A 9,426-nucleotide genomic window follows, 5' to 3' on the forward strand; every position below is an offset into this window, starting at 1 on the left:
CCACTGAAAGTGAAACAGGTCCGGCCCCCACAGTGTGGGGGCCGGACCTGTTTGGTGCCGCTGCCAGGAGCGAGGGGCCCGCAGGGGCCGGTACCTCGTCGGCACCGACCCCCGGCGGGTTCTACCGCAGGCCGAAGGCCCGGGTGACGCTCTGGGTGACGCCGCCACCGTTGCGCTGCTTGGCGGTGACCCGGATCGACACGAAGTCTGCCCGGGGCGGCGCGTTCAACGACGCCTGCCAGGTTCCCTTCTTCTCCCGCAGGTCCTGCCGCTGCCAGGTCACCCCGTCGTCGTAGGAGATCTCCAGTTGGAGTGACGACACGGCATCCCGAGCCGCGGTGCTGCCCACCACCACTGGCGTGATCGAGAAGTCGGTTCGGCGCTTCGTCCGACCCGCGAAGTCCACGTCCGTCCCGTAGTCCAGCTGAACCAACGGGATGGCCTGCACCTCGGCGGTGCCGCCGGAGACGAAGCTCCACTCGGTGTGCGTGGCGGTCGAGTACGGGCTGAACTCGGGCTTGCCCGTGGTCTCGACGACCAGCCGGTACGGCAGTTTCTCCGGTGACAGGTCACCTGCGCCGACCTCTGGCCAGCCGTTGAACTGGGTCAGCTGCTTGTCGCCCTGATAGAACGTGGCGATCTGCGACATGCTGGCCCCGCCGCTGTGTGCGGCACCCGCGTCGCCGAACCCCTGGATGTAGGCGCTCATGCCGGTCTCGCCCCGGAACGGGATCTCGGTGCTGAGCAGCCGTGGTCGGGTGATGGGCCCGAACCAACGGTCCTTCTGCACGCTGCCCGGCCGGTAGGCGATGGCCTCCGTGTTGGACCGCGCCCAGTCGGCGACGTCGGCGTACTGCATCCACTTGACGCCGCCGCCCGCGGAGACCCAGTCGGTGCGCGGCCCCGGCGCGACCGGCTCGAACGGGAACGGCCGTGCCGCCGCGTACTCGTACGGCGGGAAGTCCATCCGGGTCTCGCTGGACTGCTTCCCCGGGGGCGGGGAGAAGGTGAGATCGATCCGGGCGAGGTTGCGCGGGTCGGTCTTGGCGGACGGGTCCTTCGGCACCCCGCCCCTGTGGTAGTCCACCAGGTCGTACAGGTACTTCGCCCTGGGGTGGGCGACGACGACCAGTCGTAGCGGCTTGCGGCCGGCAGCGCTGATCTTCTGGATCAACGCCTCGCCCTCGTCCATGGTCACCGAGGCCACCGGGATCGGTCCGGTCGTCACGGCGTCGGGGTTGCCGTACCACTCGCTTTTGCGGCCCGCGCGGTCGTTGACCACGACGAGCATCGCCGCGCCGGCGGTGTGCGCCGCCGCTGCCTGATCCGTGGGGGTCACCGAGTCGTTGCCGCGGACGACCACGGCCCTGCCGCGGGCGGCCAGGCCGGCGTAGTCGGCGGTGCCGCCGGCACCCGCGAAGACGGCGTCCAGGCGCGAGGTGCCGTCGGGCAGGGGCGGGGAACCGGGCTGGGCGAGCGGGTCGCTGAGCTGCCGGCCCTGGTAGCTGATGGCCAGCGGCGTCTGCTCGGCGCGGATCCGGGTGGTGAAGACGAAGCTGCCCTTGCGCACCTTGTTCCCGGTCGGCAGGGCCCACAGGCTGTCGTAGGCGGCGCCCGGCCAGAACGTCTCGCGCAGGGCGTTCCAGTCGGCGGGTGTCGGCTCGCTCTCGGTAAAGGAGCGGTAGACGTCGATTCGACTGTTGACGACGGCGGTCGGCTGGGGTGTCGCCACCTTCACCTGGCGGGCCCGCGCGGCGTCGAGTTCCACTACCCGGTTTGTCGTCAGGTCGACCTCCGGAGCGGTCAGCATCGCGAGCCCGAGAGAGCGGGGCCCGTGCAGACCCTCCACGTCCGCCGCCGCGACGACGGTGTAGGAGCCGGGCGTCAGGCGGGCGGTGAGCTTTCCGTCCGGCACCCACATGAAGGCGGAGCCGGTCTCGGCGTTGACGACCTCGACCTCGCCGCTCATGGGCTGGCCGGCGCGGTCCTTCAGGTGGATGGTGAGGTCGTACTTCTTGGACTCGACGGCGACCCCGACGGCCGTGTGCACCTCGCCTGCGGCGAAGCGGGCGGTGACCTGGGCGGAGTACCTGCCGGGGGAGAGGCCGGCCGGGGCCACCACGACGTCGACAGTCGCGCTGGCCCGAGCGGGCACCGTGACGCGGTCGGCGGTTGCTGTGAACGTCTGCGCGGGGGCGGTGCCGTGATCGACGGAGAGCTCCAACGCGATCGGGCCGTCCGTCGTGTTGGTGTAGGTGATCGTCCGCTTGATCGGCTGTGGCGCGCTGCCCCAACCGACGAGTCCAGCGTCCACCGACCCGGACGCGACGATCTGGTCCTGGTGGTAGGCGGCGGCGACGTTCAACCGACCGCTACCGGCCTGATAGGCGTCGTAGTCGGGCGTGCGGACGCTGGTGCCCATCAGCGCGTCCTTGAGCTGCCGCGCGCTCCAGGTCGGGTGCTTCTGCACCAGCAGGGCGGCCGCCCCGGCGACGTGCGGCGCTGCCATCGAGGTGCCACTGTCGGTGTAGTAGTAGCCCTCACCCCAGGGGATGTGCTGCGAGCGTGCCGCCAGCACGTCCACCCCGGGTGCGGTCATGTCGGGCTTGAGGGCCTCGTCGTTCATCCGGGGCCCGACGCTGGAGAAACCCGCCAGGTGGTCGGAGGTGTCCACCGCGCCGATGGTCAGCGCGGCGTCCGCGGTGCCCGGCGCGCCGAGGGTGTACGGATCTGGTCCGCTGTTGCCGGCGGCCACGACGAAGAGCGCACCCGTCTCGGCGGTCAGCTGGTTGACGGCCTGGCTCAGCGGGTCGTCCTGGGTGTGCCAGGCGCTCACGCCGAGGCTCATGTTGATCACGTTGGCGTGCTCGGCCCGTGCCGCCCACTCCATGCCCGCGATGATCCCCGAGATGGACCCGCTGCCGTACTCGTCGAGGACCTTGCCGATCACCAGGTCGGCGTCGGGGGCCACGCCCCGTTCCTTGCCGCCGGAGGCGGCGCCCGTCCCGGCGACGGTGGACGCGGTGTGCGTGCCGTGCCCGTTCCGGTCGATCACGTCCTGGCCGGCGATGAAGCTTCGGGAGGCCACCACCTGGTCGGCGAGATCCGGGTGGGTGGTGTCCACTCCGCTGTCCAGGACGGCGATCCGGACGCCGCTGCCGGTGCCACCCGCGGCCCACGCCGCGGGCGCGCCGATCTGGGCGGTGGTGTCGGCCAGGGTGGCCTTCGCCTTGCCGTCGAGCCACACCTTGTCGACGCCGGCCGCGAAGGAGGGCGCCGGGGTGGCAGCGCTGCGGCCGGTCGGCGACTGTCCACTGGTGAGGGCCGACCAGAAGTCCGCCGCCTGCGATCGGCGGGTGCGGATCGCCTCACCACGGACGGAGGGCAGCTCCAGCGTGGTCTGCGCGCCCGGCAGCGTGGTGCCGGTTCTGAGCTTCGCCGCACCCGTCGTGCGGGTGACGATCAGGGGAAGTTCGGCGGTCCGCGCGTCGTCGTAGCCCTGGGCGATGAGCTGGGTGACGTCGAACAGCTGCTTGTCGAGTCGACCGGTGGCGAGGTACGGCAACGCCTCGTCCGGGTACACGTAGGTGTCCCGGCCCTCAGTGGAGATGCGTACGGAGCCGGTGGCGCCCGGGGCGCGCTTGACGTCCACCGATTCGGTTGCGCCGTGGACGCCCGGGGTCACCGTCACCCGGTCGCCGGTGATCAGAGTGACCGTGACGGGGGTGCGGTCCGCGTCGCCGCTCGGAGCGGGTCTCGTCGGCGGCGGTGGGGGTGGTGGGGCGCCGTGTGCCGCCGTGGGGGTGAGGAGAGCGGCGACGACTGTGACGCCGACCGCTGCCGCCGCAGATCTTCGGGTGCGAGAGATCCGCGCACTGCCTAAAGAGGTGAGCATGAGGCGAATCCGATCACCTCGAGAGATTCATGTAAAGATCATCATCTTTGCCGGGACGTTGCGAGCGCGTTGCGCACCGGCCGGGGAGCTTCCGCACCATCCGGTCCCGTGATTCGGCGTCGACCGACGTGCCGAGGTTGCGCCCTTCGGCGAGGATGGGCACATGTCTTCATTCGGTAAGTGGTGGGGCCGCCTGAGCGCGGTCTTCGGTGCGGTCGTACTGGCGGTCTTCGTGCCGGTCGCAGCCTGGGCGTCCACAGGCACCGGCGAACTCGTGGTGGAGGCCGCCAAGCGGCGAGGCCGCAGCGGCTTCGGGGTGCTCCCGCTGCTCTGCTGCCTGGTGGTGGTCGCGATCGTCGTGTTCCTGGTGTTGCGTCTGATGCGCAACCGCCGGGGTGGCCCGCCGCGCTGACGAGGCCGGGAGACGCCGGAGGGTCACCAGCGGCCGGTTCCGGTCTGGCCGCCGGTGCTCACCGCCGCCAGGGCCGCGATGGCCTGGGACAGGAAACGCGCGGTGGCCTCGCGGGTCCCGTCACGCTTGACGCGGATCCGCTCGGCGGCGGCGACCAGCAGGGTGCGCACCTTGGCGTGTCCCTGGGGTGGCGGCGCCGGCGCCGGCCCGAGCAGGTCGGCGATGCTGGCACCGAACTCGGCGGCACGTCGCTGGGCCGGGTCGGTGATGCTGCCCTCGGCGTAGCGGCGGACCTGGGCACTGGCGTTCAGCCCACGTTCGTGGCCGAGAACGGCGCCGACCTCACCATTGGTGGTCAGAAAGTTGATCACGTCGGCGACCGTGTCCGGGTGGCGGGTGCCCCGGAACCCCGCCCAGTACATCGACGCTCGTGCCCACTGAGCCCCCGGCGGGCCGGGGAAGCCGACGATGCCCAACTCGGACTCGGTGAGTCGCTGAAGCTCCGGTAGCTGGTGCGACCAGGCGAAGGACGCCGCCGTCGCGCCGCTCACCACCAGTTGCCGGGCCGGCTCGCCGCTGTCGGCCTGCTCGACCAGGGCCGCACTCGGCGTGGCTCGGCTCCGACGGGCCCGCTGCCACAACTCGAACCACGCGATCAGCTCGTCCGCGCCGAAGCCGAGCTGGTTGCCCCGGTAGAACTCGCCGCCCTGCGACCGCAACCAGAGCCAGAGTGCCCGGTAGTCGCCCGAACCGTCCATGGTGCCGGCCACCCGGCGGTCGCTGGCCTCGGTGACCTGCGTGGCCCAGGAGATGTAGTCGGGCCAGGTCATCCCGGCGCGGGGCTCCGGCATCTCCAGCTCCCGCAGCAGGTCCCGGTTGAACACCACCACGGCGTGGGTCTGCCCGGCGGCCACCGCCATCGTCCGCCCCTCCACCGTGCCGTAGCGGATCAGACCCTCCGGCAGGCCCCGAAGATCCAGGCGGTGGTCGGTGAGGTCGAGGATGACCTGGCGTTGGGTGTACTCGGTCAGCATGGCGTCGTCGATCTGGATCAGGTCCGGTACGTTCCCGCCACCCGCCTGGGTGGCCAGCCGGTCGTAGTAGCCGTCGGCGCCCTGCCAGGTGACCCGGAAGGTGACCCGGGGGTTGCGATCCGAGTAGAGCCGCAGCGCCTTCTCGGTGAGCTCGGCCCGTTTGGTGCCACCCCACCAGAAGACCGACAGCTCGACGGGCCCGTCCTGGGTCGAGGTGGCGGCGTCGTCACTGCACCCCGCCAGCCCGCCGGACGCGAGCAGAGGTGCGCCGAGCAGCGCGCTGAGCAGTCGGCGTCGACCCGGGTCCGCGCCGAGGCGGTCGAGCGAGGGGCGAACAACGGGCACGGGGCTCTCCTGGACCTACGGGGGTGGCGGTCGGACCATTCACGCAGGCAGCACACGAAGGTGTCAACGTCCGTCCGGTCACCCTCGGCCGGGTGGTCGAATCAGGCCGCGCGATCTCGCGTGGTGTACTAGGGCGCGTGGAACTTCTGCACTCGGGCAAGGTCCGGGACGTCTACGCCGACGGCGACGACCTGATCCTGGTGGCCTCGGATCGCATCTCGATCTACGACGTGGCGCTGCCGACGCCGATCCCGGACAAGGGCCGTCTGCTCACCGCGCTCTCGCTCTGGTGGTTCGAGCAGCTCGCCGACCTCGTGCCGAACCACGTCATCTCGGCCACCGACGTGCCCGCCGAGTTCGCCGGGCGGGCCATCCGCTGCCAGCGGCTGGACATGCTCCCGGTCGAATGCGTCGCCCGCGGTTACCTGACCGGCGGCGGCCTGCGGGAGTACGAGAAGACCGGCGCGGTCTCCGGCGTGGAGCTGCCGCGAGGGCTCGGCGAGGCGTCGATCCTGCCCGAGCCGATCTTCACGCCGTCGAGCAAGGCCCCGGCCGGCGAGCACGACGAGCCCATCACGTACGACGACGTGGTGGACAAGGTGGGGCAGGCCACCGCCGAGCGGCTCCGGCAGATCACCATCGACATCTACCGGCGCGGCGCCGAGCTGGCCGCCGACCGGGGCATCCTGGTCGCCGACACCAAGATCGAGCTGGGTTGGGCGCCGGACGGCACCCTGGTCCTTGCCGACGAACTGCTCACCTCCGACTCGTCGCGGTTCTGGCCGGCCGAGTCGTACCAGCCGGGCCGGGTGCAGTTCTCCTACGACAAGCAGTACGTGCGGGACTGGGCCACCGGCAGCGGCTGGAACAAGCAGGCTCCCGCCCCGGACATGCCGGCCGAGGTGGTCGAGGCGACCCGGGCCCGCTACATCGACGTCTACGAGAAGCTCACCGGCAACCGCTGGGAGTGACCGGCTCACTCGACCCAGTCGAGGGTGCGCTGCACTGCCTTGCGCCACTGGCGCAGCTCTTTCTCGCGCAGGTCCGGAGCCATGGCCGGCTCCCACTGCGCGTCGGAGCGCCACTGCGCCCGCAGTGTCGCCAGGTCCGGCCAGAAGCCGACCGCCAGACCGGCCGCGTACGCGGCGCCCAGGCAGGTGGTCTCGGTGATCCGGGAACGGACCACCGGCACGTCGAGCACATCGGCGAGGAACTGCATGAGCAGACCGTTCGCGGTCATCCCACCGTCCACCCGGAGACGACGCAGCGCCACGTCAGAGTCGGCGTTCATCGCGTCGACCACCTCGCGGGTCTGCCACGCCGACGCCTCCAGCGCCGCACGCGCCAGGTGTCCCTTGGTGATGTAACCGGTCAGGCCAGCGATGACCCCGCGGGCGTCGCTGCGCCAGTGCGGGGCGAACAGCCCTGAGAACGCCGGCACCACGTAGCAGCCGCCGTTGTCGTCCACGGTGCGGGCCAACTCCTCCACCTCGGCGGCCGTGGAGATCAGCCCGAGGTTGTCCCGCAGCCACTGCACCAGCGAGCCGGTGACCGCGATGGCGCCTTCTAGGGCGTACGCCGGTGGTTCGTCCTTGATCCGGTAGGCGACGGTGGTGAGCAGACCGTGCGTCGACGGGACCGGGGTGGCGCCGGTGTTGAGCAGCAGGAAGCTGCCGGTGCCGTAGGTGCATTTCGCCTCACCCGGCTGGAAGCAGGTCTGCCCGAACAGGGCGGCCTGCTGGTCGCCGAGCGCACTCGCCACCGGCACCCCGGCGAGCACCCCCCTCGCCGTGCCGTAGACCTCGGCGGAGCAGCGGATCTCCGGCAGCATCGCCGCCGGAACACCCATCGCGTCCAGCAGATCCGGCGCCCAGTCGAGGGTCGTGAGGTCCATCAGCATGGTCCGGCTGGCGTTGGTCACGTCGGTGACGTGCTCGCCGGTCAGCTTCCAGATCAGCCAGCTGTCCATGGTGCCGAAGAGCACCTCGCCGCGGTCGGCACGCTCACGCAGGCCCTCGACCCCGTCGAGCAGCCAGCGCAGCTTCGGCCCGGCGAAGTAGGTGGCCAGCGGCAGGCCCGTGCGGGCCCGGAACCGCTCCTCGCCGTACGCCGACGCAAGCTCGCGCAGCAGCGGCCCCGTCCGGGTGTCCTGCCACACGATGGCGTTGGCCACCGGGCGGCCGGTGGCCCGGTCCCAGACGACAGTGGTCTCCCGCTGGTTGGTGATGCCGACGGCGGCCAGCCCGGACGCGTCGGTGCCGGCGGCCCGCAGCGCCTCGGCGACCACCTGCTCGACGTTGTCCCAGATCTCCTCGGCGTCGTGCTCCACCCACCCCGGTCGGGGGAAGATCTGCCGGTGTTCGCGCTGGGCCACGGCGACGATGTCCCCGGCCCGGTCGAAGACGATGCACCGCGAGGAAGTGGTGCCCTGGTCGATGGCGGCGACGTACTGGGGGGTCACCGCAGCACCGTACCCGGACGGCGGCGCGGCGCGACAGGCGTCACGGCGGGTTCCGGCCCGCTGCCGTCGGCGGCCGTCGGCTTCCCCTACGATGTGCGAACGTGCGCGACATCGCAGTTTTCAGTGGAACCGCCCATCCCGACCTGGCTGCCGAGATCTGCGCCCACCTGGGGGTGCCGCTGCACCCGGTGCGGGTCTCCCGGTTCGCGAACGACTGTCTGGAAGTCCAGTTGCAGGCCAACTGCCGGGAGCGGGACGTCTTCCTGATCCAGCCGTTGGTGCCGCCGGTGCAGGAGCACCTGGTCGAGCTGCTGCTGATGATCGACGCCGCCCGGGGTGCCTCCGCCGGTCGGATCACCGTGGTGCTGCCGCACTACGCGTACGCCCGCTCGGACAAGAAGGACGCCCCACGGATCTCGATCGGCGCGCGGCTCGTCGCTGACCTTCTCACCTCGGCCGGGGCGGACCGGGTGCTCGCGATGACCCTGCACTCGCCGCAGGTGCACGGCTTCTTCAGCGTTCCGGTGGATCACCTGCACGCGCTGCGGGAACTGGCCACCCACTTCCGGCGCTACGACCTCAGCAACACCGTGGTGGTCTCGCCCGACCTGGGCAACGCCAAGGAGGCCGCAGCCTTCGCCCGGCTGCTCGGCACTCCGGTCGCGGCCGGGGCGAAGCAGCGGTTCAGCGACGACCTGGTCAAGATCAGCGCGGTGATCGGCGACGTGACCGACCGCGATGTCATCGTGCTGGACGACGAGATCGCCAAGGGCAGCACGGTGGTCGAGCTGATGGAGCATCTGCGCGGCCTGAAGGTCCGGTCGATCCGGCTCGCCTGCACGCACGGCCTCTTCTCCGGCGACGCGTTGCAGCGGCTCAGCGACCAGGACGGCGTCCTGGAGATCGTCTGCACCAACACGGTGCCCATCCCGGCCGCCAAGCGGGTCCCCAAGCTGCAGGTCCTGTCGGTGGCTCCCGCCCTGGCCGAGGCGACGCGCCGCATCCACAACGGAGAATCCGTCTCCGCCCTCTTCGCCTGACCCAACCCGCACCCCGCGCCCGGCGGGCCTTGCGCCCTGCCCCGTGCGCCTTGGGGCGCCCTGCCCCGCGCTGCGCCTCGCCCCGTGCCGTACCTGCCTCCGCCGATCTGTGAGTGGGGGTTGTCAAGAGGTGCGGTGGTGGGTGGTGATGGTGCGGTATAGCTGTCGGGCGATGTAGCGCTTGAGGCAGCGGGTGATTTCTCGGGTGGTGCGGCCTTCGGCGCGGCGTCGGTTGATGT

At 71.2% G+C, this 9,426-nt stretch carries 6 protein-coding genes; 3 read left to right on the plus strand and 3 right to left on the minus strand.

What is annotated here, in order from left to right; genetic code table 11:
- Nucleotides 1–121: 121 nt before the first annotated feature.
- Nucleotides 122–3,895, minus strand: a complete 3,774-nt coding sequence (locus tag ACLQ3F_RS14630; protein ID WP_425849268.1) for a S8 family serine peptidase — start codon at nt 3,893–3,895, stop codon at nt 122–124.
- Nucleotides 3,896–4,058: 163 nt separating this feature from the next.
- Between ACLQ3F_RS14630 and ACLQ3F_RS14635 the strand changes: the two genes are divergently transcribed.
- Nucleotides 4,059–4,307, plus strand: a complete 249-nt coding sequence (locus ACLQ3F_RS14635) for a hypothetical protein (protein WP_425849270.1) — start codon at nt 4,059–4,061, stop codon at nt 4,305–4,307.
- A gap of 23 nt (nt 4,308–4,330) precedes the next feature.
- Here the strand turns inward: ACLQ3F_RS14635 and ACLQ3F_RS14640 are convergent, their stop codons facing one another.
- On the minus strand, nt 4,331–5,686 hold the full coding sequence (locus ACLQ3F_RS14640) for an ABC transporter substrate-binding protein (RefSeq protein ID WP_425849273.1): 1,356 nt from the start codon (nt 5,684–5,686) through the stop codon (nt 4,331–4,333).
- A gap of 137 nt (nt 5,687–5,823) precedes the next feature.
- Here ACLQ3F_RS14640 and ACLQ3F_RS14645 point away from each other — a divergent pair, with 137 nt between their 5' ends.
- A complete protein-coding gene (locus ACLQ3F_RS14645; RefSeq protein ID WP_355008173.1) occupies nt 5,824–6,657 on the plus strand; it encodes a phosphoribosylaminoimidazolesuccinocarboxamide synthase in 834 nt (277 codons plus the stop codon).
- A 5-nt stretch (nt 6,658–6,662) separates the two neighbouring features.
- On the opposite strand, the gene glpK is transcribed toward ACLQ3F_RS14645, so the two are convergent.
- Complete coding sequence (gene glpK, locus ACLQ3F_RS14650; RefSeq protein ID WP_425849276.1) at nt 6,663–8,147, minus strand: glycerol kinase GlpK; 1,485 nt, start codon at nt 8,145–8,147, stop codon at nt 6,663–6,665.
- Nucleotides 8,148–8,248: 101 nt separating this feature from the next.
- Between glpK and ACLQ3F_RS14655 the strand changes: the two genes are divergently transcribed.
- Nucleotides 8,249–9,187 (plus strand): ribose-phosphate diphosphokinase, encoded by a 939-nt coding sequence (locus ACLQ3F_RS14655; RefSeq protein WP_091406120.1) that lies wholly within the window; start codon nt 8,249–8,251, stop codon nt 9,185–9,187.
- Nucleotides 9,188–9,426 lie beyond the last annotated feature (239 nt).

Source organism: Micromonospora sp. DT15, from assembly GCF_049841475.1.
Classification (GTDB): Bacteria; Actinomycetota; Actinomycetes; order Mycobacteriales; family Micromonosporaceae; genus Micromonospora.